Origin of the sequence: Natranaerobius trueperi, from assembly GCF_002216005.1 — a bacterium.
GTDB lineage: Bacteria > Bacillota > Natranaerobiia > Natranaerobiales > Natranaerobiaceae > Natranaerobius_A > Natranaerobius_A trueperi.
Genome location: NZ_NIQC01000004.1, coordinates 72,432 through 96,997 on the forward strand (window position 1 = coordinate 72,432; position 24,566 = coordinate 96,997).

25 protein-coding genes and 1 other annotated feature are annotated in these 24,566 nt (G+C 34.0%); of the genes, 4 read left to right on the forward strand and 21 right to left on the reverse strand.

Going from position 1 to position 24,566, the window contains the following annotated elements; genetic code table 11:
• Positions 1-6: 6 nt before the first annotated feature.
• The 10 genes from rlmB to CDO51_RS03170 all read right to left on the reverse strand — a co-directional run bounded on the left by rlmB (position 7) and on the right by CDO51_RS03170 (position 8,651).
• Positions 7-744, reverse strand: a complete 738-nt coding sequence (rlmB, locus tag CDO51_RS03125; protein WP_089022838.1) for a 23S rRNA (guanosine(2251)-2'-O)-methyltransferase RlmB — start codon at positions 742-744, stop codon at positions 7-9.
• Entirely contained in the window at positions 741-1,421 is a 681-nt protein-coding gene (thyX, locus tag CDO51_RS03130; protein ID WP_089022839.1) for an FAD-dependent thymidylate synthase, read from the reverse strand. The genes rlmB and thyX overlap by 4 nt, the downstream gene beginning before the upstream one ends.
• On the reverse strand, positions 1,411-1,851 hold the full coding sequence (locus CDO51_RS03135) for a Mini-ribonuclease 3 (RefSeq protein ID WP_205842084.1): 441 nt from the start codon (positions 1,849-1,851) through the stop codon (positions 1,411-1,413). The genes thyX and CDO51_RS03135 overlap by 11 nt, the downstream gene beginning before the upstream one ends.
• Complete coding sequence (gene cysS / locus CDO51_RS03140; RefSeq protein WP_089022886.1) at positions 1,848-3,245, reverse strand: cysteine--tRNA ligase; 1,398 nt, start codon at positions 3,243-3,245, stop codon at positions 1,848-1,850. Before cysS ends, CDO51_RS03135 begins: the two co-directional genes overlap by 4 nt.
• Positions 3,232-3,897, reverse strand: a complete 666-nt coding sequence (cysE, locus tag CDO51_RS03145) for a serine O-acetyltransferase (protein ID WP_089022840.1) — start codon at positions 3,895-3,897, stop codon at positions 3,232-3,234. Before cysE ends, cysS begins: the two co-directional genes overlap by 14 nt.
• 41 nt (positions 3,898-3,938) lie before the next feature.
• Positions 3,939-4,151: a binding site (T-box leader), on the reverse strand.
• A 66-nt stretch (positions 4,152-4,217) separates the two neighbouring features.
• On the reverse strand, positions 4,218-5,684 hold the full coding sequence (gene gltX / locus CDO51_RS03150; protein ID WP_089022841.1) for a glutamate--tRNA ligase: 1,467 nt from the start codon (positions 5,682-5,684) through the stop codon (positions 4,218-4,220).
• 68 nt (positions 5,685-5,752) lie between these two features.
• Positions 5,753-6,226, reverse strand: coding sequence for a 2-C-methyl-D-erythritol 2,4-cyclodiphosphate synthase (gene ispF / locus CDO51_RS03155; RefSeq protein WP_089022842.1), 474 nt, complete (start codon positions 6,224-6,226; stop codon positions 5,753-5,755).
• A gap of 1 nt (position 6,227) precedes the next feature.
• Positions 6,228-6,944 (reverse strand): 2-C-methyl-D-erythritol 4-phosphate cytidylyltransferase, encoded by a 717-nt coding sequence (gene ispD / locus CDO51_RS03160; protein WP_205842085.1) that lies wholly within the window; start codon positions 6,942-6,944, stop codon positions 6,228-6,230.
• A 12-nt stretch (positions 6,945-6,956) separates the two neighbouring features.
• On the reverse strand, positions 6,957-8,051 hold the full coding sequence (locus CDO51_RS03165) for a PIN/TRAM domain-containing protein (protein WP_089022843.1): 1,095 nt from the start codon (positions 8,049-8,051) through the stop codon (positions 6,957-6,959).
• Between the two features lie 114 nt (positions 8,052-8,165).
• A complete protein-coding gene (locus tag CDO51_RS03170; RefSeq protein ID WP_089022844.1) occupies positions 8,166-8,651 on the reverse strand; it encodes a CarD family transcriptional regulator in 486 nt (161 codons plus the stop codon).
• An 827-nt stretch (positions 8,652-9,478) separates the two neighbouring features.
• On the opposite strand from CDO51_RS03170, the gene CDO51_RS03175 reads away from it, so the two are divergent.
• Entirely contained in the window at positions 9,479-9,889 is a 411-nt protein-coding gene (locus CDO51_RS03175) for a nucleoside triphosphate pyrophosphohydrolase family protein (protein ID WP_089022845.1), read from the forward strand.
• A gap of 44 nt (positions 9,890-9,933) precedes the next feature.
• Here the strand turns inward: CDO51_RS03175 and pssA are convergent, their stop codons facing one another.
• The 7 genes from pssA to mnmM all read right to left on the reverse strand — a co-directional run bounded on the left by pssA (position 9,934) and on the right by mnmM (position 16,162).
• On the reverse strand, positions 9,934-10,587 hold the full coding sequence (pssA, locus tag CDO51_RS03180) for a CDP-diacylglycerol--serine O-phosphatidyltransferase (RefSeq protein ID WP_158212289.1): 654 nt from the start codon (positions 10,585-10,587) through the stop codon (positions 9,934-9,936).
• Between the two features lie 20 nt (positions 10,588-10,607).
• Positions 10,608-11,705, reverse strand: a complete 1,098-nt coding sequence (gene disA, locus CDO51_RS03185; protein WP_089022847.1) for a DNA integrity scanning diadenylate cyclase DisA — start codon at positions 11,703-11,705, stop codon at positions 10,608-10,610.
• On the reverse strand, positions 11,677-13,059 hold the full coding sequence (gene radA, locus CDO51_RS03190; RefSeq protein ID WP_089022848.1) for a DNA repair protein RadA: 1,383 nt from the start codon (positions 13,057-13,059) through the stop codon (positions 11,677-11,679). The genes disA and radA overlap by 29 nt, the downstream gene beginning before the upstream one ends.
• A 172-nt stretch (positions 13,060-13,231) precedes the next feature.
• Positions 13,232-13,414 carry a small, acid-soluble spore protein, alpha/beta type gene (locus CDO51_RS03195; RefSeq protein ID WP_089022849.1) on the reverse strand — a complete coding sequence of 61 codons (183 nt, stop codon included), beginning with the start codon at positions 13,412-13,414 and terminating at the stop codon, positions 13,232-13,234.
• 149 nt (positions 13,415-13,563) lie between these two features.
• The gene (locus CDO51_RS03200) at positions 13,564-14,709 is read right to left on the reverse strand and encodes an RtcB family protein (RefSeq protein WP_089022850.1); all 1,146 of its coding nucleotides are present in this window, start codon (positions 14,707-14,709) and stop codon (positions 13,564-13,566) included.
• Between the two features lie 32 nt (positions 14,710-14,741).
• Entirely contained in the window at positions 14,742-15,584 is an 843-nt protein-coding gene (locus CDO51_RS03205; RefSeq protein ID WP_089022851.1) for a deoxyribonuclease IV, read from the reverse strand.
• Positions 15,581-16,162: a tRNA 5-(aminomethyl)-2-thiouridylate-methyltransferase MnmM gene (gene mnmM, locus CDO51_RS03210; protein WP_089022852.1), complete on the reverse strand. Its 582-nt coding sequence runs from the start codon at positions 16,160-16,162 to the stop codon at positions 15,581-15,583. The genes CDO51_RS03205 and mnmM overlap by 4 nt, the downstream gene beginning before the upstream one ends.
• A gap of 100 nt (positions 16,163-16,262) precedes the next feature.
• Between mnmM and CDO51_RS03215 the strand changes: the two genes are divergently transcribed.
• Positions 16,263-16,574, forward strand: a complete 312-nt coding sequence (locus CDO51_RS03215; protein ID WP_089022853.1) for an MTH1187 family thiamine-binding protein — start codon at positions 16,263-16,265, stop codon at positions 16,572-16,574.
• Here CDO51_RS03215 and CDO51_RS03220 read toward each other — a convergent pair.
• A complete protein-coding gene (locus tag CDO51_RS03220) occupies positions 16,558-17,313 on the reverse strand; it encodes an NAD-dependent protein deacylase (protein ID WP_089022854.1) in 756 nt (251 codons plus the stop codon). The two genes, CDO51_RS03215 and CDO51_RS03220, sit on opposite strands and share 17 nt — an antisense overlap.
• Before the next feature lie 62 nt (positions 17,314-17,375).
• On the opposite strand from CDO51_RS03220, the gene CDO51_RS03225 reads away from it, so the two are divergent.
• Entirely contained in the window at positions 17,376-18,134 is a 759-nt protein-coding gene (locus CDO51_RS03225; protein WP_089022855.1) for an MBL fold metallo-hydrolase, read from the forward strand.
• A gap of 39 nt (positions 18,135-18,173) precedes the next feature.
• Here the strand turns inward: CDO51_RS03225 and CDO51_RS03230 are convergent, their stop codons facing one another.
• Complete coding sequence (locus tag CDO51_RS03230) at positions 18,174-20,399, reverse strand: vitamin B12-dependent ribonucleotide reductase (RefSeq protein ID WP_089022856.1); 2,226 nt, start codon at positions 20,397-20,399, stop codon at positions 18,174-18,176.
• Positions 20,400-20,591: 192 nt separating this feature from the next.
• Between CDO51_RS03230 and CDO51_RS03235 the strand changes: the two genes are divergently transcribed.
• The gene (locus CDO51_RS03235) at positions 20,592-20,915 is read left to right on the forward strand and encodes a YlbF/YmcA family competence regulator (RefSeq protein ID WP_158212290.1); all 324 of its coding nucleotides are present in this window, start codon (positions 20,592-20,594) and stop codon (positions 20,913-20,915) included.
• A 38-nt stretch (positions 20,916-20,953) separates the two neighbouring features.
• On the opposite strand, the gene CDO51_RS03240 is transcribed toward CDO51_RS03235, so the two are convergent.
• Positions 20,954-21,991, reverse strand: a complete 1,038-nt coding sequence (locus tag CDO51_RS03240) for a 3'-5' exoribonuclease YhaM family protein (RefSeq protein ID WP_089022858.1) — start codon at positions 21,989-21,991, stop codon at positions 20,954-20,956.
• Positions 21,992-22,094: 103 nt separating this feature from the next.
• Entirely contained in the window at positions 22,095-24,542 is a 2,448-nt protein-coding gene (locus tag CDO51_RS03245; RefSeq protein ID WP_089022859.1) for an ATP-dependent Clp protease ATP-binding subunit, read from the reverse strand.
• Positions 24,543-24,566: the final 24 nt, after the last annotated feature.

Genomic DNA, 24,566 nt, shown 5'->3' on the forward strand with positions numbered 1-24,566 from the left:
AGCTCGCTACCCTTCTTGTCTAAAGCGTTCGTATAATAGTAATGCAGTAGCAACACTTACATTAAGCGAATTAACATTCCCAACCATAGGTATGTTTACTAAAAAATCACAATCATTCTTTAGTTTTTCACTTATTCCAAAACCTTCACTTCCCATCACTAAAGCAAGTGGTCCTTTGAGGTCTGATTCATAATATACTGTGTCACCATCCATATCAGCACCAACAACCCAAATCCACTTTTCTTTCAACTTAGACACTACTTGGCGAAGATTAGAAACTTTAATAACTGGTACATATTCCGATGCTCCACTAGAAGCTTTGATTACATTAGGTGTGATATCAACACTTCGCCGTTTTGGAATAATTACACCATCTACTGCTACAGCATCAGCTGTTCTTAGTATTGCGCCTAAATTTTGAGGATCTGTTAAATGATCTAAAATCAGGAGAAAAGGAGCTTTATTCTTTTTTTCTGCATTATCTAATACTTCTTCTAGTGTGTGGTACTTAAATGGCTCTACTTCTGCAGCAACACCTTGGTGCTCACCTGAAGGAACCTTCTGTTCAAATTCTTCTCTAGAAAGTTGTTGTAAAGTTATGTTGCTTTTCTTTGCACTATTTACCAATTCATTTCTGGATTTAGGGTGCAACTCTTTATTAACATAAACTTTATATACTTTCCTTGTTCCTTGAATAGCTTCTTTCACAGAATTTTTCCCAATGATTAGCTCTTTTTTACTCATAATTCTTTTTTTGCCACTCCTTTATACTTACCACAACTTTTACTACCTTCTGGACATGTACCGTCAACGTCACATTGAGCACCCTCTTTTTCAAATATTACAGGAGCAACTTCTTTAACCTCATATAACATTTGTTTAGCTAACTTCCTAATTTCCCACTGCGCTCTATTACAACATCTTAGTCTAAAAAAGTTAAATAAGCTACGGGCATTAAAAGTAGCTACTAGCTGAGTCTCACAAGCATTAGGTAGTAAGTATCTTGCATCTTCTTTTGGCACCGTCTTTTTTAACTTTCTATAACTGTCATTGAGTTCTGACATGGCCTTAATAAACTGTTCCTTCGCATTAGGATCTGATTCAATAGACGGTGGTATAACATAATCAAAGTTATCTTCAGAAACGTACCTTTGTGATTTTTGTGAATAACTAGCAATTCTATGGCGAACAAGTTGATGTGATAAAGTTCTACTAACACCATCTATGGTAAATGTGAAATTAACATGCTCAAAAGGGGATTGATGATCCATATCTTTTAGTTTTTTTATCAATTTAAACGCTTTATCTGTATCAAGTCCATTCCATAATTGTTCAGACCCTTTTGGTGAGTAGCATAACCGAGCTGCAGCAGCGACAGTTCTATCTGGCTCTTGGGAAAAATTAACTAGTTTAACCTTCATTCTTAGCGCCCCTTCCAAATAACAAATCTGGTTGCAATAATTCTATTATCCTTTCTTTCTGATTACATAGATACAAATAACCTATTAAAGCTTCAAAAGCAGTAGATTGCCTGTATTCATAAAAATCTGCCCCTTTAGGAGGCTGATGCATTTTAGCATTTTTGCCCCGTCTAATAATTTGATACTCTTCTTCAGTCAATTCAGGAATCAGCTTCTCTAGAATCTTAGCTTGTGAAGTCGCAGAGACCACCTGTACAGTTTCTTGGTGTAAATTTTTCAAAGAGTTATACGGTGTTTGTGCATTCAAAGTTCTTACATAGAGTTCAAATACAGCATCACCAAGATAAGCTAAAACTTGAGGAGAATACTGCTTAGCTTCATGTGATGTTAAGTTAGGATGTTCACCGGAAAAAAACAATTGATCATTCAAGCCCTTTTCCACCTCACTCCATGGGGCGTATCTTCAAGAATAATACCCTGTTCCTTTAATTCATCTCTTATTGCATCAGCTTTTTGGAAATCTTTTTGTTTTCTAGCTTGTTCTCTTTCTTCAATTTTCTTTTCTATTTCTTCACTTAATAGTGTATCATCTTTTCGGGGTAAAATTCCTAATACAAGATCTAGCTCTATAAGCAATTCACGAATCTTTTCTAAAACTTTAGCATTACCTTGAGCTTGCATATAGGCATTAGCTTCTCTAACAAGCTTAAATAAGGCTGATAAAGCACCCGCTGTATTAAAATCATCGTCCATAGAATCTTCAAATTCTTTTCTTATTACAGGTAAATAATCTAGCATCTTAGTATCTTTTTCCGACATTTCTTTTTCTTCATAGCTATCTATATAAAATTTTAACTTCTCATAAAAGTTATCTAAACGTTCTAGACTACTCTTAGATTGATCAATCAAATCTTCTGTATAATTTAGAGGACTTCGATAGTGTGCATTTAATAAAAATAGCCTGAGTATCCGTGGATCGTAATATTCTCTGAAGTCTCTTACAGTCATGAAGTTACCCATAGATTTAGACATTTTTCGATTATCAATCTCTAAGTAACCTACGTGAAGCCAATATTTGCAAAACTTGTCGCCTGTAGCTGCCTCACTTTGAGCGATTTCGTTTTCATGGTGTGGAAATACTAGATCAGAGCCTCCAGCATGTATATCTAATGGTGTATTTAAATATTTCATACTCATAGCTGAGCACTCAATATGCCAACCTGGTCTACCAGGGCCAAATGGACTTTCCCAATAAGGCTCACCCTCTTTTCTTGCTTTCCATAACACAAAGTCTGTAGGACTTTTCTTTCTATCGTCAACTGATACTCTGGCTCCTGACACTAAGTCTTCAGGGGCTTGTTTGCACAATTGTCCATATCCGTCAAAAGACTCAGTATCAAAGTAAACATCGCCATTCGATTGATAAGCATGACCTTTTTCTAACAATTCTTCTATTATATTTATAATCTCACTAAGGTGCTTTGTTGCTCTCGGATGAACATCAGCATCTTTTATTCCAATGGCTCTTGCATCTTCAAAATATTTCTCTGTATATTCTTCTGCTAATTCGAAAATTGTTATCCCTTTTTCATTTGCTCTTTTTATCATTTTATCTTCAATATCCGTTATGTTTTGAATATAATTTACATTATACCCCTTATATTCTAAATACCTTCTAACCACATCAAAAACCAAAAAAGCACGAGCATTCCCTACATGAAAGTAATCATATACTGTTGGGCCACAAACATACATGTTCACTTCATTACCACGTAATGGAACAAATTCTTCCTTTTGTCTCTTTAAGGTATTATAAAGCCTTATGGTCATCATTATCACCTCGCTTTAAATTTTCCATTTGAAATCGTAACTTTTCAATCCTACGTTCTAACTGTTTTATTTGACTTGCTACTGGGTCTGGTAGGTCATGATGATTTAAATCTACATTATCAATTTTTTTACCCCTACGCACAACTATTCTGCCAGGAACTCCCACTACTGTAGAGTCACAAGGAACATCGTCTAAAACTACTGATCCGCCACCTATTTTAACATCATCTTCAATAGTTATTGGACCCAAAACTTTAGCACCAACACCAATAACTATCCTATCCTTTAATGTGGGATGTCGCTTACCTTTTTCTTTCCCCGTTCCGCCTAAAGTAACCCCTTGATATATAGTTACATCATCACCAATCTCACAAGTTTCTCCAATGACAATTCCCATACCATGATCAATGAATAATCGTTTACCAATTTTAGCTCCTGGATGAATTTCAACCCCTGTTAAAATTCTACTTATTTGTGATATAACTCTTGCCAAAAGAAAAGCTTTTTTATTATAAAGAAAGTGCGCTAGTCTATGAGTCATGATAGCATGCACTCCTGGATAACATAAGAGTACCTCAAACACTGACTTAGCCGCTGGATCCCTTTCAAACACAGCTTTAACATCTTCTCTTATAGTTGTAAACATTTACAACCCTCCTTTATTAAAAAAACCGCCTCAAGCTTTACGCCAGAGACGGTTGGACCGCGGTTCCACTCTGATTAATGTAACTTAAAATAAATTACATTCACCTCACACCTATAACGGGGTGACCGGCTCTTCCTACTATAAGTTCAGAAGGCAATTTGGAGGGGCAGTTCACCAGAGTTAACATCCTTTCAGCCGCGGGATATTTCTCTGTTATATGTTTCTGGTTACTCGATCCTCCGCTCTATTGTTAAGCTTAAAATAATATGTTTTTGATAATTATATCCCTTAGTTCTAAGCATTGTCAACAATATATTAATTTATTTCTGAATTTGTTCAATAACACTGTCTATTCTTTTTTCTATCTTGTTACGACCTAATAATGATATCAACTGATCAATTTCCGGACCATGTGTCTGACCACTAACAGCTACTCTCACTGGCATAAACAGTTGTTTCCCTTTGACACCGACCAATTTCCCTGCTTCATTTATGGTCTTTTTAATAGATTTAGGATCAAATGATTCGAGTTCTAGTAATTTATCTTTTACTGTTTTAAGAAGCTCAACAACATTGTCTCCTGATAAAACTTGTAACTCCTTGTCCTCTAGTTTAAGTGTATCACCTTCGAATATTTTCATTTGTTCAGGTATTTCTGAAAGGATGTAAACTTTCTCTTTGACTAAATTAAGAGCCGAGATATACCAGTCTTTATTAGCTTCTATCTCATCTTGTTCATCTACTACATTTGATTCAAGTAAATATTTTTTTGATAGCTCTAAAAGTCGCTCACCTTCTGTATTTTTTATATAATGAGAATTCATCCAGTTTAGTTTACTAACATCAAAAACAGCAGCACTTTTAGCAACTCTATTTATATCAAATTTCTCAACTAATTGCTCTTTAGCAAACAACTCTTCCTCCCCTTCAGGAGACCAACCTAACAGAGCCAAGAAATTCATTATTGCTTCTGGTAGATAACCTTTTTCTTGATAATCACCAATAAATGTATCCCCGTGTCGTTTACTTAGCTTTGCTTTATCATGCCCTAGTATTAATGATAAGTGACCGAAGTATGGTAGATCGAATCCAAGAGCATTATAGACCATAACTTGTCTTGGTGTATTAGATAAATGATCTTCTCCCCGTAATACATGAGTTATATCCATCAAGTAATCATCAATTGCACAAGCAAAGTTATAAGAGGGCAACCCATCACTCTTAATTATTATAAAATCCCCGATACCATCACTTTCAAAGTTTACATTGCCTTTCACAAGGTCACAGACTTGTATATCTTTTCCCTTTGGAACTTTAAATCTAATGACAGGAGTTCGACCTTCATTTTCACACCTTTGTCTCTCTTCTTCAGTTAACTCTGCGCATCTTCCATCATAACGAGGCATCTCACCTCGAGATTTTTGTTCTTCTCTCATTTTTTCTAAATCTTCTTCAGAGCAGTAACAGTAGTAAGCATCACCAGATTCTAAAAGTTTATCAGCATATTCACGGTAGATATCTTTTCGTTCACTTTGACGATAGGGACCATAATCCCCCCCTGTTTGAGGTCCTTCATCCCAGCCTAACCCTAACCATTTCAAGGCATCGAAAATTATTTGTTCATATTCTTCCACAGACCTAGCGGCATCAGTATCCTCAACTCTAATTATAAATTCCCCGTTTATATTTCTAGCATATAACCAATTAAACAACGCAGTACGTATATTTCCAATATGAATTTTCCCCGTAGGGCTCGGTGCAAATCTTAAACGTGGTTTTGTAGACACAATCATTCCTCCTATGCATATATCATTATAAAATAATCTTTTATGTAGCTCTCGTAATTTTACCACAATTATTCTTTTTGTAGCAAAACAATTGTTTGTGCCATAATACCCTCTTTTTTTCCGACAAAGCCTAACCCTTCAAAGGTAGTTGCCTTCACACTTATTTTTTCAACTTTAACATCAATCACTTCAGAAATCTCTTTTCTTATTTGTGGTATATAAGGTGCAAGTTTTGGACGTTCTGCCATAATTGTACTATCTAAATTAACTAGGGTATACCCATGAGACTTTATTTGTTCATAACACCTTTTTAATAACACTTTACTATCTATACCTCGGTACTGTTCGTCAGTATCCGGAAAGTGTTTACCAATATCTCCTAAAGCTAATGAACCAAACAAAGCATCCATGATAGAGTGAATTAACACATCTGCATCAGAATGGCCTACTAAACCATATTCACTTGGTATTTCAATACCACCAAGCACTAACTTATCCTCTGACGAAAGTTTATGTACATCTATTCCCTGTCCAATGCGCAAATTAAGACCCCCGTTCTTTCAATATTTCCTTTGCAACAATTAAATCCTCTGGTGTAGTTATTTTGATATTCTGATAGTCGCCTTGAACAACATCAACATTATGCCCTAACATTTCCACCAAATAAGAATCATCTGTACCAATCATTCTTTTTTTAAAGGCATTTTCATAAGCTTTAATTATCAACTCTTTATCAAACACTTGCGGTGTTTGAACATATACAAGCTGGTCTCGAGAGAGTGTTTTCTCAACTGTATTGCTATTTTTATTTATCATTTTAATAGTATCCTTAACAGGTACTGCTGAAATAGCGCTTTTACTTTCACTTGCAACACCTATCGTTTGATATATAACATCTTCAGAGACGAGAGGTCTTGCTCCATCATGGATCACAACCATTTCTACCTCCTCCGATACTAATTTCAACCCTTCAAAAACTGAATGCTGCCGTTCTTTTCCACCAGAAATAACCTTGACTTCTGGGTGTTTTTCTGAAATATAAGGTTTAACAACTTCGTCTTCACAAAATTGTTGTTCTCCATCAGCTACCACTAGTATAATTTCTTTAATAAAAACACAAGTAAGGCGGGCAAAAACCCGCCATGTGTGACTCAATATTGGTTCCTCATTTAACATGAGATATTGTTTGTTTTGTGATGATTTCATCCGTTTTCCCTGTCCTCCGGCAGGAAGCACTACAGAAATTATTTTGTTATCCATAACGCACTCTCCCTAAGCATGACTTCTATCTAATTGATATTTAGGTTTCGCAAATATCATTCTGCCAGCTGCTGTTTGTAACACACTTGTGACCATAACTTCTAATTGTTCACCAATATGTCTCCTTCCACCATCTACAACAATCATTGTACCATCATCAAGGTAAGCAACACCTTGACCTGCCTCTTTACCGTCTTTTATAATTTTAACATCCATTTCTTCTCCTGGTAATACAACTGGTTTTACTGCATTAGCCAATTCATTTATATTAAGAACTGGTACACCTTGAAGCTCTGATACTTTATTTAGATTATAATCATTAGTAATAACCTTTCCATCAAGTTCCCTGGCTAACTTTACAAGTTTACTATCTACTTCTGTTTCATCAACATCACCATCGAAAATTTCAACATCGATTGATTCTTCTTTTTGCATCTTATTTAAAATATCAAGACCTCGTCTCCCTCGATTTCTTTTTAACAAGTCAGATGAGTCAGCTATATGTCTTAATTCTTCTAAAACAAATTCAGGTATTACTAAAGTCCCTTCTAGAAAGCCTGTATTGCATACATCATAAATACGTCCATCAATGATAACAGAAGTATCTAATACTTTCTTTGTAACATTGCTGTGTGATTTTTCTTGGACCCTTTTATCTGAACGATTAAAAAAATCTAACAAAGATAAAAGTTCATCTCTTCTATTATAGGTTACTAATATGCCAAGATAACCCATTATTAAGTTTACTGCTAAGGCAAGGTAAGTACCTATCCAGGGAATTTCATATATAAAAATACCTAATAAATACCCTAATAGTAAACCAAGTAACAAGCCAAAAGAACCTAATATAATATCCCAAGTTGGAATAGGACGCATCTTTGTTTCAATCCATTTAGTCAGTTGAATAACATTATCTATTATGATAGGAGCAATAACATACAAAATAAGTCCAAATACGGCTCCCCCAACTAAAGCTGCTCCTATAGTTGTTGCAGACCCTAGATCTAAATCGGCTAAAGCATCTAAAGTTGTCAATTCGCTAACTAATTGATGTCCTGCAATAAAGCCTATGACTGTCATTAAAATCCGTACTAATCTTCGCAGCACATTGTCACCTCCTTATATCTACTTATTATACCCCATTTTTAAAATAATTTTCAACAATTTTAAATATTTTTGTAAGTATTTTTACGTGAACTCTAAATAGAAAAAACGTCATTTTCATGACGTTTTTTCTAGAGTGTCTTCCAGTTCTTCTAACGCTCTATCCTCATCAATTTCATCAGCTAGTACCAGCTCACTAATGAGTATTTGTTTCGCATTATCTAACATTTTCTTTTCCCCTGTAGACAAACCTTTTTCAGTATCACGAATCACTAAATTTTTGACTACTTCCGCAACTTCAAAAATATCCCCTGTTTTAATCTTTTCTAAATTCGCTCTATACCTTTGGTTCCAACTAGCACTCATAGCACCTTCTTTATCTTTCAAAATTGCCCAAACTTTCTGTATTTTCTCTCCTGTAACAATTTCTCTAAGCCCTATCTTATCTATTTTTTCCTTGGGAATCATTACTTTCATATCACCAACAGGTATCCTCATAATATAGTAGACATGCTTCTTACCTAAAACTTCTTTTTCTTCTATATCTTCAATTACACCTGCCCCGTGCATAGGGTAAACCACTTTGTCCCCTTTTTTAAACACAGGAATCCCCCTTTCCATTTTACCATGAATCTATAATAACACATCCAATAATTTAAGTCAAATTTTAAAAGTTTATCATAAAACCACAGTTCTTGTCAAATAAACAACACAAAAGTTTACACTGATAAGTTTTAAACAACTAAAAGAAACCCTCCCGGATAGTATTAGTTTAATAAACCCAAAAGGAGCTAACCTGTTAATTTATTCTGTTCACGAACGAGAAGAAATGTATCGAGAGTTTCGAAATCAAGCTAATCAATTATCAGAAACTGTAGAGACACTAAGTGCTACAATCCAAGAAATTAAAGTTTCAATGGAGGAGTAGCTACAGGAACAGCGATCTATCTAACCCTAAGACTGTAATGCTAAAGGAGTTTATTGATTTTATTCAAAAAATCCAAACAAACGAGAATTACAGGACTAAATGCTGTTATAAAGGCTGCAAGACTAGAAGAACAAGGTCGTGGTTTTGGTAGTAGCTACTGAGGTCAAAAGGTTCCGCTGATAATAGTAGTGAATCTATTAAAGAAATCGAGGAAACTCTAACCAATATTATAAAGCACATAGGGTCAATGAATGATAAAATTCAAGTTACAACTGATGTTTCTAAAAGCTAAGCAGCTTCTACTCAACAAGTTCTTGTTAATGTTCAAGAAATAACTAATATAAGCGATAACCTTCAAAGCGCGGCAGAAAAAATAGCTGAAACCCAAAAAATAGAAATAATTGAACTCCGTGTCGCGTTGACAAAGGCAGTGCTTATTTTTATAATTAACTTAATACTTACTTTGTTTTGAATTACAATCGTAGAAAGCGTGGTGACATAAATGGATACCAATGAAACAAAGTGTCAAGAATTACAAAAAAAAGTGTCTGGATTATTACTAAGACACAAAAGTGTTTTAGATAGTGTCACAAAGTTTCAAGAATCAACTGCACGAGTAAACCGTGCTGCGGTTAAGTCTGCAACAAACTGTGGGTGTATACAAATTAATGCCAAAAAACAAACTATTCCAGAAAAAGTGTCTGAATCTTCAATTGAAGACTACCACGATTTTTTAAGTACACATATGCAAGGAGAACTCTGTGAAAATTGTAAAGAAGTAGTGGTTAGAGAAATCGGTAATCACTTCTTTTATTTAGCAGCCCTAGCAAATTCTTTAGATATAAGCTTAGAAGAGGCATTAGAGAAAGAAACAGATAAAATTGATACATTAGGCTTTTTTAATCTTTCTTAATTACATAATGTAAAATATTAAAAACCGGCTCTTAAGAGCCGGTTTTATAGTATCTCATTCGCTATACCACTAAATAAGTATACAATTAACACAATTAAAAAAGTATACGGTAACAATATGAATAAAAATGTTATTAAAACAGGGATAAGATACCACCAATAACTTCTAAATTGTATATGAGATCCTTTGAAAGAAGAGTAACTAATATCACTGATCATAAGCAAAGCTAAAAATATAGTAAAAATTATTAGAATAAGTGTATTTAACATTACAGCATAGTATGATACTAAAGCTAGAAGTCCACCAGCAATAGTAATAGGTAATCCAGCGAATCCTTTAGTTGATGTTTCTACATTAAACCGAGCTAAACGATAAGCTCCACAAATAATAAAGAAAATTAATGCTAATACCATTATAATTTCGTAAAACAACCCAGCTTCATTCATATGCCAAGTATAAAAAGCTGGGACTAAACCAAATGAAGCTATATCACATAAAGAATCTAGTTCTTTTCCAAAGTCACCTGATACTTGCAATTTACGCGCTAATTTACCATCTAACCCATCAAGGACCATTGCTATTATTATAAGAGATAGAGCATGCCGATATTCACCATTTGAAATTAATAATAAAACTATAAATCCAATTGAAAGATTAGCAAAAGTTAATAAACTTGGTAAGATCTTTTTAATATTCAATAAAACTCCTCCCATAATATTTATACATATCTATCAATTAAAGCCTGTTCTCTTATTCTCCTTAAACCATCTTTAATTACTCTTGCTCTAATCTCCCCTATTCCTTCTACTTTATCTAGATCCTCTATTGAAGCATTAACTATCCCTCTTAAATCACAAAATCTGTTAACTAAATTCTCTACTACATTTATAGGTAATCTTGGTATTTTGTTTAATATTCTAAAACCTCTTGATAATATTTTTTGCTCTAATAAACTAGCTTGTTTAGGGTACCCTAAAGATTCTAGAATTTTTTCTGACTCTAATAATTCGTCTGATTGAAGACTGGAAATAATTCGAGAAATTTCAGAAGGTGACCGATCTGATTGGCTGTTAAAATAATCTTTTATAAGTAAATAACTATCATCTTCAACATTAACTATTAACTCATCAAGTTGCATTTTGACTAATCTACCTTCTGCTCCAAGTTCTGTAATATACTTTTCTATTTCTTTAACAATTTTCATCACCATTTCCGATCTTTGAATTACTTTAACTACATCTGACAAAGTGACAGATTCTTCAAATTCTAGAGCTGTTAAGTTAGTAAGGTCTTGATCTAACACAGATCGGTATTTATCTAAAGTTTGTATTGCTTGATTGGCCTTAGTTAATATTACTCCAATGTCACTCATAACATATTTCCAATCTTTCTGATATATAGTTATAATATTTCGTCTTTGAGATATGGCAACAACAGTTGTGTTAGTTTGTTTCGCAACTCTTTCTCCTGTTCTATGGCGAATACCGGTTTCACTTGATTTGATACTCGGATCAGGGTTAAGGTGGGCGTTTGCATAGATTATTCTTTTAGCATCACCGCTAAGAATTAAAGCACCATCCATTTTCGATAATTCATACATATTACTAGGAGAAAAAGGTGCTTCAATTTGAAATCCACCTGTTATTATATTTCTCACCTCTTCAGTAGCTCCAAACACAATTAAACCACCAGTTTTAGCTCTTAAAACATTCTCCAGTCCAGCTCTTAAATCCGTACCAGGGGCTAGCATTGCCAAGGTAGCTAAAAAATCGGTGTTGTCATTTAATTTAGATAAATGTATCACCAATTTCACCATCCTCAAAAATAAAATTAAAGGCTTCGGTTAAATGCCTAACTAAATACAACTCCAAGTTTTCAACTGTGTTACTATTTATATCAGTATAAGGAATTAGAGCTTTTCTAAACCCCATTCTTTCGGCTTCTTTAAGTCTTGCCTCAATTTGATTACAAGATCTCACTTCACCGGTTAAACCAAGTTCTCCTAGTACTATTAGATCTTCAGGTAGTTTTTTTTCCTTAAAACTAGAGACTAAAGTCATAGCAATAGCTAGATCTGCTGCTGGTTCAGATATTTTAACACCACCAACTGCATTAACAAATATATCTTGTCCCACAAGGTTTAGACCACCTTTTTTTTCTAACACAGCAGTGATTAAGGCCACTCTTTGATTATCTATACCAGTAACTACCCTCCGTGGGGTACCTAGGTGACTGTCACCTACAAGAGCTTGAATTTCTACAAGAAATGTTCTTGTCCCTTCTAAGCTTGGCAGGATTGTTGAACCAAAGGATGATTTTGGTCGTTCCCTTAAAAATATTTCAGAGGGGTTATTGACCTCAACCAATCCTTTATACTGCATTTCAAATACACCTAATTCATTAGCACCAAAACGATTTTTCAATCCCCTAATTATTCTATAACTATGATGTTTATCACCTTCAAAATGAAGGACTGTATCGACTATATGTTCTAATACTTTAGGCCCCGCTATATTACCATCTTTAGTTACATGTCCTACTATAAAACAAGCTGTGTTATTTTCTTTAGCAAAGCTTTGTAGGTATAAAGCACATTCTCTTACTTGAGTTAAACTCCCTGGGGTTGATTGAATATCAGGATGATACAAAGATTGAATGGAATCTATAATTAGAATTTCGGGTTGAATACTCTTTAATTCATTTATTAATTCTTGTAGATTAGTACCTGAAGCAAATTGCATATCTGTATTTAGTTCTAATCTATCACACCGTATTTTTACCTGAGAAAGAGATTCTTCCCCAGACACATAAACCACTGATTTTTTATTTTCGAATAAATTATTAGCCACTTGTAACATCAAAGTGCTCTTACCTATCCCAGGACTTCCGCCAACAAGGACAACAGATCCTGGTACTACTCCACCTCCAAGAACTCTATCAAACTCTGCTATTTTTGAGCTTATACGGATCTCAGCATTAAAAGGCACTCCTGATAAGGATACAACTTGCGGGGAATTATTTGAATGTGATCGCTGGGTATTACTTTTAGGTGAAGTTTCTTCTTTTTTTAAAAATGTATTCCAATTATCACATTCAGGACACTTACCTAACCACTTTAGATCAACATGTCCACATTCATTACAAATATAGTGGATTTTCGCTTTTTTCATAATGCTCTCTCCCCTCTTTTAAGATTATACCACATTTTAACTTATTAAAAAAACAGCAGGCGATGGTAAGAACCACCGCCTGCTAAAGGCATATTGCTATAAAGGGAGAGGAGTTAGCCTGCCTTCATTTTCTAGTTTGTTCACTCATTAGGTGAAATATACTAAAAAGACCTTAAAACCTACCATCTCTCATCATTTCTTCAGCTTTTTGAATTGCTAGCTTCGTTAAGTTACCACAATCTCTAGATGGAACACTTCCCCAACCCTCTTGTGAAACCTTATCATAAACACCTAACTCTTTGGCTAATTCTTCCTTTAAAGTTTCACTCATAACACCTTTTCTTTTACGTGCCATAAAAGACACCTCCATTGAGGGAATTTAGGTTTTAAGGCTATTATTATTTTCCCCACTATTGTACTTTAAATAACGGTAATTATATGGATGTTAAACAAGGTTTTACAAGGTACATATTTTATATAGAATTTTGTAAATAATAAAATTAATTACCCTTTCATTACAGCTAAAGGTGTGAGCTTAACTATTGGGGTTATTAGATCTTTTTGGTTTTTGATCACTCTTTCTATATCTTTATATGCCATAGGTGCTTCAGATAAGTCATTACCCCAATCTTTAAAAACAATGTCCCCCATTGCTAAGTTTGCTTCTTTCTTAGTAAACTGTTTATTGGCTTTTTTTCTACTTATAACTCGCCCGGCACCATGAGAACATGACATAAAACTATCAGGATGACCAAGCCCCTTTACTATATATGAAGGAGTTCCCATAGACCCAGGAACAACCCCAAGTTCCCCTTTTCTTACTCTTGTCGCACCTTTTCTATGTACGATAACTTCTTTTCCGAAATGGCTCTCTTTTGAGGCATAATTATGATGAATATCGATTTTATTTAGTAAATCTTTTGCTCCTGTGACCTTAGAAAAAATAGAATAAAACAAAGTGAAAATTCGCTCTCTGTTTCCTCTAGAAAAGTCTAAACAATACTTCATAGCCTCAAAATATTCTTCTCCAACATCAGAGCTTAACAGTAGTGGGGAAAGGTTATACTCTTTTGGTACATAACCCTCTTTTGCATTAATGCGATCGGCCTCTTTATTATAGTAATCTGCCACTTTAAATCCTAAATTTCTACTACCAGAGTGAACCATAATCCAAATATATCCCTCGTCACCCTTCTCAATACTACAAAAATGATTCCCTCCTCCAAGAGAACCTATTTGATGTTTTGCTGATTTTAATTCTTTTTTAATAATTTTTATATCTGGCGGATTATTAAAGCCACTCCATTTTTGTGGCTTTTTATGATGTTTAAAACCTGTCGGTATTACCTTATATGACTCATCAATGATTCTTTTCAGTTGCTTTTTATTTATTTCCTTAATATCCGTTTTCGCGGCTATCAACCCACATCCAATATCAACTCCAACAGCATTTGGTATTACAACATCTTCAGTTGCCATAACACCACCTATCGGCATCCCAAAACCCTGATGAGTATCTGCCATAAGTGCAATATGGCTATAAATGAAGGGTAGTTCAGCTAAATTAGTAGCTTGTTTCATAGCACCCTCTTCAATATCATCAGCCCAAGATAAAATAGGTGTATTATTATGATAAAACCTTTTTAGCATCTAATCCCCCTCCCAACAAAAATAACAAACTTTTATTTCCCTAATGCTTCTTTTAAATTATCAAGGTTCTTTTTATCATGTTCAGAGCCGATTTTTGGCGTTTCCATTATCACAGCTTCAGGGTTAAACTTTTCGTTAGTTAAAAGCTCTGAAAATCCCTTGATTCCAATATAACCTTCTCCAATATGTTGATGTCTATCTTTATTAGAACCGATTGTGACAGAAGTATCATTAGCATGACAAACTTTAATTGAGTTTAAACCAATCTCTTTATCAATCTCATCGAGAGTGTTTTTTACTCCTTGTTTATCGGAAATATTATACCCCGCACCCCAAGCATGAGCGGTATCAAAACAGCATCCTAATCTTTTTCTATCACTAACATTTGTTAAAATGCATTTAAGATCAGAAAAACTTCCACCTAAGGTCTTACCCGCACCAGCAGTATTTTCTAGCAATAACATTACACCATCAGGCCATTTTGAAAATGATCTTTCTAAGCATTCACATATATTTTCAATTCCTTGTTCTTTTTCAATATCTACATGACTTCCGACATGTGTTACAACATACGGTGCTTCGTAAATACTAGCTTTGTTTAAAGCTGCCTCTAGTAATTTAATGGACTTTTCTCTAATCTCTTCTTTTCCGGAAGCCAAGTTTATTAGATACGGAGTATGAAATACTAATGGTTTAATATCTAGCCTCTCTTGTTCTTCTAGAAATTTTGTTTTAGTTTTTTCATCTATCTTACCTGGTTTCCATGCTGTTGGATTTCCAGAGAAAATCTGTACTGTCTCCATCCCTAAATCATGAGCTCGTTGTAACTGTTTTTTAATTCCCCCAGATAACGGCATATGAAACCCAAGTCTCATTTTTTAGCCTCCTTTTTATGTATCCCTATTAAATAAGGTGGGTTATTTCGATAGTTGAGTATATTAATTTTTCTAACATCAAACATTTCTTGAGAAATCGTAGAAATAAATTGTTCAACACTAACAGCTTCTTTATTCCCTGTTTCATGTCCAGGGTAAACAACAATTGTCATTAAACCTGAAGGTTCTAATAAATCCAAACCATGTTCAATTGCTTGAATTGTACTTTTCGGTTGTGTAACAACTTTTTTATCACTACCTGGAAGATAACCTAAATTAAACATTATACAAGTCACTTGCTCATCAACAATTTCTTTTATATTTTCATGCCCTTGATTTACTAATTTAACTCTATCACTTAACCCGTTATCATATAAACGTTTGTTAGTTGTTTCAATAGCTGAACTTTGAACATCAAAAGCATATACCTTACCACTATCACCAACCTTTTCAGCTAAAAAAAATGTATCATATCCATTACCACAAGTAGCATCTATTACTATATCCCCTTCTTCTATAACACTAGCTAGTAATTCTTTATCCATAGAAGTAGGTCTATTAAAAGGACTTAATTTCATTTTAGCACCTCCAAAAGATAGTTCAATCTAACAGGAAAAATCATATAATAAAGCGAACAATACTAAAATAGTGACACATACTTTATAAGGAGGGGATTGTATGGCTATAGTTGAAGTAACTGTAGCTCCTTTAGGGACTGAGTCTACTAGTATAAGTTCATATGTTGCAGGGTGTCAAAAGATTCTCGAAAAACAAGACAAGGTAAAATATACTTTAACCCCCATGGGAACAATACTTGAGGGTGACCTCAATGATTGCATGAAATTAGTTAGAAAGATGCATGAAACACCTTTTCAAGTAGGTGCTGAAAGAGTTACAACTCAAATAAAAATTGATGATCGAAGAGATGTAAATGGCACTATGGAACAAAAACTTGACTCAGTTAAAACAAAAATTAATAAAGATTCTTAATTATTAATTCTTTTAATTTAGATAACGTCTCACCACAACTATCGTTAATTACTACTTCAGCTTGTAAATCAAAAGGAGTTTCATCTAAATTTATAATAATTAATGAGTCAACTAGCTCAGCAAGTGCAGCTACAGGGTATACTTGTAGACTTGTACCCACGACTATTAATAAATCGCATTGCTTTTTTAGTACTTCAGCTATTTCAAAAAATTCCTCAGGCATTGAATCACCAAACAATACAATATCCGGTCTTAAAATGCCGCTACAAGATGAACAAACAGGTAATTCTTTATTATAACCTTCTAACTGATTTACAATTTCTGAAAAGGGGTATTCACTGAAGCATTCAAGACAGTGACAAGTTTTTGTACTACCATGAACTTCAACCACATTTTTTGAGCCAGATTTTTGATGGAGTCCATCAATGTTTTGTGTAATAATACCTTTAATAATTCCTTTACGTTCAAGTTCAGTTAACGCATAATGCCCTTGATTAGGTTTTTTATCTAACAAATCTCTAAATCTAGGAAACCCATATTGATAAAATTTCTTGGGTGAAGTTATTAGCACTTGCCTTGTAGAATACTCCATAGGATCAATCGTATTCCATAAGCCATCTTTACTTCTAAAATCAGGAATACCACTTTCGGTACTAATTCCTGCTCCTGTTAGAACATATGGATTTCTAGACTCCATAATAAAATCTTTAAGCTGCTCTATGTTGTTATAGTTATCCATAACTTACACCTCCTGCTAATATTAAGAAATAATCCTAAAAAAACCAAAAAGAGGGGTCTCACATGAAAATAACTTTTTTAGGAACTGGGCCATCCCATGGGGTTCCAATAATTGGATGTTCATGTCCTGTTTGCACTTCGCATGACATTAGAAATAAACGATTTCGTGCAAGTGTTTTTATAGAAACAAGTAATACTAATATCTTAATAGATACTCCACCTGAATTTAGGTTACAGGCTATAAATAACTCAATTAATCATATTGATGGTGTATTATTTACACACCAACATGCTGATCATGTACATGGCTTTGATGATTTGAGAAGATTTAATGAAATGCAAAGAAAACAAATACCTTGTTATGCAAATCAAGATACAGTCTACGGTTTAAAAAATATGTATGATTATGTTTTCAGAGGTGGAGATCTATATGCTAGCAGTCCTCAAGTAAGTCTTCGACCCATATCAGGAGATTTTTGTTTTAAAAATATAATTATAGAACCGATCCCTATTTTACATGGTGCTAATAAAATATTGGGATACAAAATAGATAACTTTGCATATTTAACTGATTGTTCTTTCATTCCTCAAAATTCTTTTGAAAAACTGAAAGATCTAGAACTATTAACAATTGGTGCTTTAAGGTATAAATCACATCCCAATCACTTTAACCTAGAACAAGCCGTTTCTACTATTAAAGAGCTTAATCCAAAAAAAGCCTTTTTAACTCATATGACTCATAGTTTTGATTATTACCAACTAGAAAAAGAACTGCCACCAAATATCTCTCCAGCTTATGATGGGTTGATTTTTGAATTATAAGTTATTATAAGAGGCAGATTTAACTGCCTCTTATAATAACTAACTGCAGCGAGAATACCCGCAATAGTAACATGTAGTACAACCACTCTCATGAGAAATTGGGCTTCCACAGTCAGGACAAGCCCCCATCATCAAGTCAAGTTTATCTATTCCATTATCAGATGGTTTTTGTTCACTATCTTTTCCATATTCTTTTTTATTTAAATAGCGATCCAAAACTATTCCTATAGCATCAGGACAACTTAAAACCATACCACCACCTTTATTCCAAGCAGGATTAGGGCAACGTATCCCTCGTACTTCTTTAATAATTGAATCAACTTTTAGCCCAGAACGTAAAGCTAGACTTACTAGACGTGCTGTGGCTTCTGACTGACTTGCAGCACAACCACCTGATTTACCCATAGATGCAAACACTTCACAAAGACCTTCTTCATCTTCATTAACTGTAACATATAAGTTTCCACAACCTGTTTTAACCTTTTCAGTAAAACCTTTAGTTGTATCAGGTCGTTTTCTTGGTTCTATATCATTAATGTTTTTCTTTGTTACTTTCTTCGGTTTATTAGTTTGTAATACCTGGCTTTCTCTACTCCCATCTCGATAAACTGTTACTCCTTTACAGTTTAAATCATAAGCAGTGTTGTAAATCTGATACACATCTTCTAGGGTTGCATCATTAGGTAGGTTAACAGTCTTACTAACAGCATTATCTGTATATTTTTGAAAAGCTGCCTGCATTTTTAAATGCCACTCAGGAGCTATATCATGAGACGTGACAAAAACCTCCTTAATTTGGCCTGGAATTTCATCTATATTTTGAATACCCCCACTATCAGCAACTTTTTCCATCAATTCAGTACTATAACAACCATGCGTTATAGTTGCTTCTCTAAAAATGGGGTTTACTTCAACTAATTTATCCTCATTTAATACATTTCGTGTAAAGGCTAATGCAAATAGGGGCTCTATCCCGCTTGAAGTACCAGAAATAATTGAAATAGTCCCTGTTGGTGCGATTGTTGTAGTAGTAGCATTTCTAATAGGGCTTTCACCTCGTTTTTCATAAACACTATTCTTAAAGTTAGGAAATGCTCCTCTTTCTTTAACAAGCTCTCTTGATTTCTCTTTAGACTCTCTATCTATAAAACTCATTATTTGTTCTGCTAAATCTAGAGCTTTTTGAGAGTTATAAGGAACTCCAAGCTTATATAACATGTCACCATAACCCATTACACCTAAACCAATTTTTCGATTATTTTTAGACATTTCTTCAATTTTTTTAAGTGGATAATTATTTGCATCAATAACATTATCTAAGAAGTGAACCGCTTTTCTAACTGTTTCTTTTAATAATTGATAATTAACTCCTCCTTTTTGTGTAACCATTTTTGATAGATTAACTGAACCTAAATTACATGCTTCATATGATAACAATGGTTGTTCCCCACAAGGGTTAGTTGATTGTATTTGTCCAACTTTTGGGGTAGGGTTTTGTTCGTTTATCCTATCGATAAATACAATGCCAGGTTCACCGTTACTCCAGGCCATTTCAACTATTTTATCAAAAACATCCCGAGCTCTTAATTTATTAGTAACCTCATTAGTATTAGGATTAACCAATGAATAATCTGTATCCTGTTTCACAGCTTCCATAAATTCATTGGTTATACCCACTGATATATTAAAGTTATTTATTTCCTCATTATCCCTTTTACAAGTAATAAAATCTAAAATATCGGGATGATCTACTCTCAAAATTCCCATATTCGCCCCTCTTCTAGTTCCACCTTGTTTAACTGCTTCAGTTGCTGAATTAAATACTTTCATAAAAGATACTGGCCCACTTGCCACACCACCAGTTGTAGAAACAATATCATTTTTTGGTCTTAATTCAGAAAAGGAAAATCCAGTCCCTCCACCACTTTTATGAATTAAAGCTGCATTCTTTATTGTTTCAAAAATACTTTCCATAGAATCCTCAATAGGTAATACAAAACATGCGGCTAGCTGTTGTAAGTTCTTTCCTGCATTCATTAGCGTTGGTGAATTAGGCATAAAATATTGATTATTCATTATATCAAAAAAGTCTTTTGCAACTAGGTCAACTCTTTCTTCATCATGTTTGTATACATCACTTTCAACTTGGGCAATATTATTAGCAACGCGTTTAAATAGCTCTTCAGGAGTTTCTTTTTCGCCATTATCTTTTATCTTTAAATATCTTTTTTCTAAAACCCTTTGTGCATTATCTGATAATTCCATACTACTTCCCCCTTACTAATATGGTTTTTAAAATATTTCAACAAAAGCTGATAATATCCTTGCAATAAGTATTGAGAGATTAATTTAGTCAGAAAACTAACTCTTTTCGCTTTACAAAGCTTTTTAGTTTCGCTACAATGGTATAAGTGAAATAAAAGTAAACTAACTGATTGAAATGTGGAGGTGTATTTTTTGAGTTTAGAACAAAAAGCCAAAGATTTGGCGGCAGCTATTAAAGAAACAGAGGAATTTGAAACATTAAAAAGTGCAGAAAACAGATTAAATTTAGACCCAACAGCACAGGACCTACTACAAAATTTCCAGAATAAGCAGCAAGAATTACAAGAAGCACAACAGCAAGGTCAGCAAATCGAACAAGAAGAAATCCAATCAATCCAAGGTATGCAACAACAAATGCAGAGCAATGAAACAATTAAAAATCTAATGGACGCACAACAAAAATTTGATCAAGTATTACAAGAAGTAAATCAAACTGTACTTAGTGAACTTCAATAAACATTTGAAATTAAAACCCCGTTTAAAACGGGGTTTTTTTAATTATTCCCAAAACACTCAAATGAAATTTGTTCTTCTTGAGAAAAAACTTCTTTTGAAGATTCAACCTCTGAAAAATAAAAAGCTCGTTTTAACAATGGATCATAGTTTGTCCAACTTATTTCCTCACTTGAATTATCTGCTTCAGAAAACAATTTATTAACCTGATTTAACCTACTACTTATTAAGTCACCATAAAATAAACAAAGAGCATTGAAAGTTTTTGGAACCTCTGGTGACCCCCATTCTTTTTCTCCATGATGACTCAACATCATATGTCTTAGTTCCATTGCTAATTCACTTGGAAAACCAGGTATCTCTGAAATTTTTTTTCGTATAAGCTCCTCACCTAATGATATATGCCCTATTAATTTACCTTCATCAGTTAATTGAAAACTAGGACTACTTAAGTCATATTCATAAATTTTACCGATATCATGTAGCATGCCTCCCGCTACTAGCAGATCCCAATTTAGACGATTTGGATATTGCTGATAAAATGATGTTACTAAATCAAGAATTTCAATAGAGTGTTCTGCAAGCCCACCCAAGTAATTATGATGAACTTTCTTACCGCCGGGTGCCTTTAAATAAGCGGAAAAAATTTCTTTATCATTGTAAATATTTGTTAATAGCTGTTTAATAAAATTATTTTCAACTGTGTGTATCTTTTTCTGAATTTTCGTAGACAACTCTTGAGGAGAGTAAACACTGACAGGAACAAATGGTGTCAGGTCTATATTTTGATCAGCTATTGGTTTAATTTCATCAATAATTATTTGAAGACCATTATATTCTTGTGTTTTTCCTGTTATCCAAACAACAGAATCCTCATTAATATAAGGTGCTACTTGTTCAGCATTATCCCATAAAACAGCCTTTATAGTTCCTGTATTATCACGTAACCTCAATAGCATAAATTGTTCTCCGGCGCGTTTATGTGTTGAAAACTCCATCATCTTTTTTTCAACTACTACAAATGAAGTATCTATTCGATCTCCCACTATAACACTTTTTATAAATTGTTCTTTATCCATATATATTCCTCCTCTATAAACTCCCGCTATATGACTTATATACTTTCTATAATATCAGTTTACATTCCTGCAAAAAAGCGGAGCTTTTATGCTCCGCTTTTACTTATTTTTTATAAAATGCTAACTTATCATCTTCTAGATCAACCTGAACTGTTTCCCCATGCTTAAACTCTCCACTCAACATTTTTTCAGATAATACATCTTCAACTTGTTTTTGTATTACTCGTCGTAATGGTCGAGCACCATAGGTAGGATCATATCCTTGATCAGATAAAAACTTTTTAGCTTGGTCTGTAAATTCTAAATTCATATTAAATTCAGCCATTCTCTCTTGTAGTTCATTTAACATAAGATCTACTATTTCTACTAAATGCTCCTTTTCTAGAGCATGGAAGACAATTACTTCATCTATACGATTTAAAAACTCTGGTCTAAAACTAGTTTTTAATTCACTCATCACATTATCTTTCATTTCCTTATAGGAATCTTCGCTTGTTTCAGTTTTAAAACCTACCCTACTTTCATTTCTAATTAAGTTTGCACCCACATTTGATGTCATTATTATAGCTGTATTTCTAAAATCAACTGTTCTTCCTTTAGCATCTGTCAATCTACCATCTTCTAATACTTGTAACAGGGTATTAAACACTTCCGGATGAGCTTTTTCAATTTCATCGAATAAAACAACTGAGTACGGTCTTTTACGTACTTTTTCTGTCAACTGGCCAGCTTCATCATAACCTACATAGCCAGGTGGTGAACCTACTAATCTAGAAACAGTATGTTTTTCCATATACTCTGACATATCTATTCTAATCATAGCATCTTCTTCACCAAATAACACGTCAGCTAGTGCCCGAGCTAGTTCTGTTTTACCTACTCCTGTTGGACCCAGGAAAATAAATGACCCAATAGGACGTTTAGGATCTTTCAATCCTGATCTAGCTCTTCTGATAGCATTAGATACTGACTCAACAGCTTCATCTTGCCCTACAACCCTTTCATGTAACACTTCTTCCATCTTCAAAAGTTTTTGTGTTTCTTCTTCAGTCAATCTTTCTACTGGTATACCAGTCCAATCAGAAACTATTCTAGCTATGTCTTCTTCTGTTACTTGCGCTTCATCAGATAATTGTTTTTTCTCCCAGCGCTTTTCTAGATCTTCTAACTCATCTTTAATCTCTTGTTCTTTATCTCTAAGCTTTGCTGCTTGCTCAAAATCTTGGCTCTTTACAGCTGCTTCTTTTTCTTTTTCTATTTCTTCTAATTCCTCTTCTAATTTTCTCATATCAGGTGGTGCTGTATTAGTTTTAAGTTTTACATTAGATGCTGCTTCATCAATTAAGTCTATACCTTTGTCTGGTAAAAATCTGTCAGTGATATAACGATCAGATAACTTAACACTAGCTTCAAGAGCACCGTCTGTTATTTGAACTCTGTGATGAGCTTCATACCTATCTCTTAATCCTTTTAAGATTTCAACAGTTGCATCTTTAGTTGGTTCATCAACTGTGACTGGTTGAAAACGTCTTTCTAAGGCAGAATCTTTTTCAATATATTTTCTATATTCATCTAAAGTAGTTGCTCCAATACACTGTAGCTCTCCTTTAGCTAAAGCTGGTTTTAAAATGTTTGATGCATCAATTGCTCCCTCTGCAGCACCTGCGCCAATCATGGTATGAATTTCATCAATGAAAATTATTACTTCTCCACTTTCAGTTAGTTCATCTATGAGCTTTCTTAACCTTTCTTCAAACTCCCCTCTATATTTAGTACCAGCAACAACTGCAGATAGTTCTAAAGTTACAACTCGTTTGTTTTCTAATATTTTAGGTACTTGGCCATCAATTATCTTTTGCGCTAAACCCTCAGCTATCGCTGTTTTCCCAACACCTGGTTCTCCTATTAAACACGGATTATTCTTTGTTCTTCTACTTAGTACTTGGATAACTCGTTCTATTTCTTTTTTACGACCAATGACCGGATCTAACTTTCCTTCCTCTGATAACTTTGTCAAATCTCTACCAAAATTATCAAGTGTAGGTGTTTTATCTCCTCTCATTTTAGAGTTGTTATGTTGCCCAAAGTTTTGCTGTGGCTTATGTTGGTGGTATTGACCACCACCTATAATTTTTAATACTTCTTCTCTTGCTCTATTAAGGTCAAGGCCTAACTCTTGGAGCACCTTAGCAGCTATACCTTCTCCTTCTCTTATAAGGCCTAATAAAAGGTGTTCGGTTCCAATATAGTTGTGTCCCATTTTTCTTGCTTCTTCTGTTGAAAGCTCAATTACTGTTTTAACACGTGGTGTATAACCTACATTTCCTTTTTGTTCTACTTCACCAGTTTGAACTAGGTTTTCTACTTCTCCCCTTACTTCATTTAAATCAACACCTAAGTTCACAAATGTCTTAGCAGCAATGCCTTCTCCTTCTCTTATAAGACCTAGTAAAAGGTGTTCGGTTCCAATATAATTATGTTTTAGACGTTTAGCCTCTTCCTGTGAAAGAGCCATTACTTTTTGTGCTCTTTGTGTAAATCTAGCAAACATATTTTTTCACCTCTCTTAGAAATA